Annotated in this window: 4 protein-coding genes; all 4 read right to left on the bottom strand. The window is 36.6% G+C overall.

The window, feature by feature from the left end; all coding sequences use genetic code 11:
• Window positions 1-309: 309 nt before the first annotated feature.
• Window positions 310-1047, bottom strand: a complete 738-nt coding sequence (locus tag OZD64_RS01990; RefSeq protein ID WP_010081866.1) for a putative folate metabolism gamma-glutamate ligase — start codon at window positions 1045-1047, stop codon at window positions 310-312.
• Between the two features lies 1 nt (window position 1048).
• Window positions 1049-1528 carry a dihydrofolate reductase gene (locus OZD64_RS01985; RefSeq protein WP_038199174.1) on the bottom strand — a complete coding sequence of 160 codons (480 nt, stop codon included), beginning with the start codon at window positions 1526-1528 and terminating at the stop codon, window positions 1049-1051.
• Window positions 1525-1677 (bottom strand): hypothetical protein, encoded by a 153-nt coding sequence (locus OZD64_RS01980; RefSeq protein ID WP_274999211.1) that lies wholly within the window; start codon window positions 1675-1677, stop codon window positions 1525-1527. Before OZD64_RS01980 ends, OZD64_RS01985 begins: the two co-directional genes overlap by 4 nt.
• Window positions 1674-1834: transposase (locus OZD64_RS01975; protein ID WP_274999147.1), on the bottom strand; the 161-nt coding region annotated here is incomplete at its 5' end. The genes OZD64_RS01975 and OZD64_RS01980, both read right to left, overlap by 4 nt.

The following is a 1834-nucleotide window of genomic DNA, read 5'->3' as shown; positions in this document are numbered from 1 at the left end:
TCGAGTATTGGCATTTTTTGATGTCTTGTAACGCTTTATAAGCGCGTTCAGCTTATTTAGATAAAAATCTAGATGTAGATGAAGTTTTGTGAAGACATACAGTATCTATGTACTGCAAAAAATTAAACATAAGACGCCGATACATTAAGTAATCCTTACCTTTTAATCTGCAGATTGGCGAAAGCAAATACAATAGCTTCACTACCATGATAAGGGCGCTGGCGAAGGGTGTCAAGTAAGTTTTTTGTTTCTATTCCCAATGTTATATGGTTATGTAAGAAGTCTAATAGCAAATTTTTAAGTTCCTCTTTAACTCTTTAACCAGCGGGCTCGCATGAGGAGAGGAGAGTAAAGGTCCTCTTCCATAGATATCTTCACACTTTTTTCTTCTTCTGTAGTTGGCGGACGAGTAAGAAAGTGAATCTTTGGTGCGCCACTAATTATTGCCATTGGTGTTTGCTCCGCCCCTTCTCCCATAACTAAAACAGCAGACGTTGCCAGCGCATCAAGAAGATTGACTTGTGTTACTTGCAGTGGTTGATCATAAAGATCTGGCTTGCCTATATAGGAATAAAATGGTTCAAATCCACACCAACCAAGAGCAACGCCCGTAACCCCAAGGCGCATAGGTGTTATGTTACTATCTGTAATCAAAATACCAAGATGTTTTATGCAGTGTTTTGTCTTGAGATAGTTCCATATTGATAGAGCTGTTTTCTGAACATCCTTTGGGTATAAAATATACATTTCATTACCATTTGATTCATCAATACCAGCAGATGGAATTAAGATATTGTCTTTGATTGTTAAATAGATGCCGTAAGAATTATGGTCTACATCAACAATTGCATCAGCTTCTCTTTTGATTAGCTCTTCTTTAGAACAAGCAGTTTTGCAAACCACTTGTTTTTGACAAATAGAAATGATTTTTGATGTGATAGCAAGAACAACTTCCTCTCTTAGCAACTCTGAAACATAGCGATCAAGAACCTGCTCTAATACTTCTCCACATTCAATGCGGTGGGTATAAATTGCTTCAACATGCATATTAACGTGTCAGCTTGCATATAGTATAATCTTTCGTTTTGGTGAGAATAGTTTTATGCCATCCATCAAGAAGTGTTAAGTTGAAATATACATCACCTTTATAGGGTTTGTGAATTTCTGTTATGATAAATTCTGAGATTAGATCATACTCCAAAAAAAGATGCGCTATTTGTGCTCCACCAATCATGAAGACTTTAGAATTACTTTGGATTGACAAAAACTCTTGCATAGAAGAAATAATAGTGCATTTTACTCCTCTGTTAAAACAAGAATTTAATTTGTCACGAGAAAAAACAACAGGGATACGATTCCCTAATATGTCTTGAGGCATAGTTTCAAATGTCTTTCTCCCCATAACAATAACTTGTTTTTCAGTCACCTGACGAAAATGATCTAACTCACTTGGATAATGCCAGGGCAATCCATTATTTATTCCAATTACCCCCTTGGGATCAACAGCCATAATTCCGATAACTATCATCCCTGTAAAGCAGCTTGAGCTACAAAAAATCGCATGTGATCACGCACATTATGCACTCGAAGGAAATCAACCTTGTTGTGTAATACAGATGATGTAGCAATTGTTTCTAAATCTCGGTTAAGAGGTTGTCCGGAAACTAGTAAATTCAAGCATATTCCCTCTTTAACATAACCCTACTCATAGCTAGGTATATGAAATTCTCAGTGGATGTTGTGAGTAAATCATACTCCTTCGATAGCCTTCTATTCCTATTAACCCAAGCAAAAGTCCTTTCTACAACCCATCTTCTTGGCTGTACTTTAAACC

It is taken from the genome of Wolbachia endosymbiont of Drosophila tristis (assembly GCF_028981745.1).
Taxonomy (GTDB): domain Bacteria; phylum Pseudomonadota; class Alphaproteobacteria; order Rickettsiales; family Anaplasmataceae; genus Wolbachia; species Wolbachia pipientis.
Note: the sequence above shows the minus strand (reverse complement) of the source record. Positions and strands in the feature narration are given on the sequence as shown.

Coding starts and splice junctions, on each gene's coding strand:
- OZD64_RS01990 (WP_010081866.1), bottom strand. CDS start 1,047: ATGCATGTTGAAGCAATTTATACCCACCGCATTGAATGTGGAGAAGTA.
- OZD64_RS01985 (WP_038199174.1), bottom strand. CDS start 1,528: ATGATAGTTATCGGAATTATGGCTGTTGATCCCAAGGGGGTAATTGGA.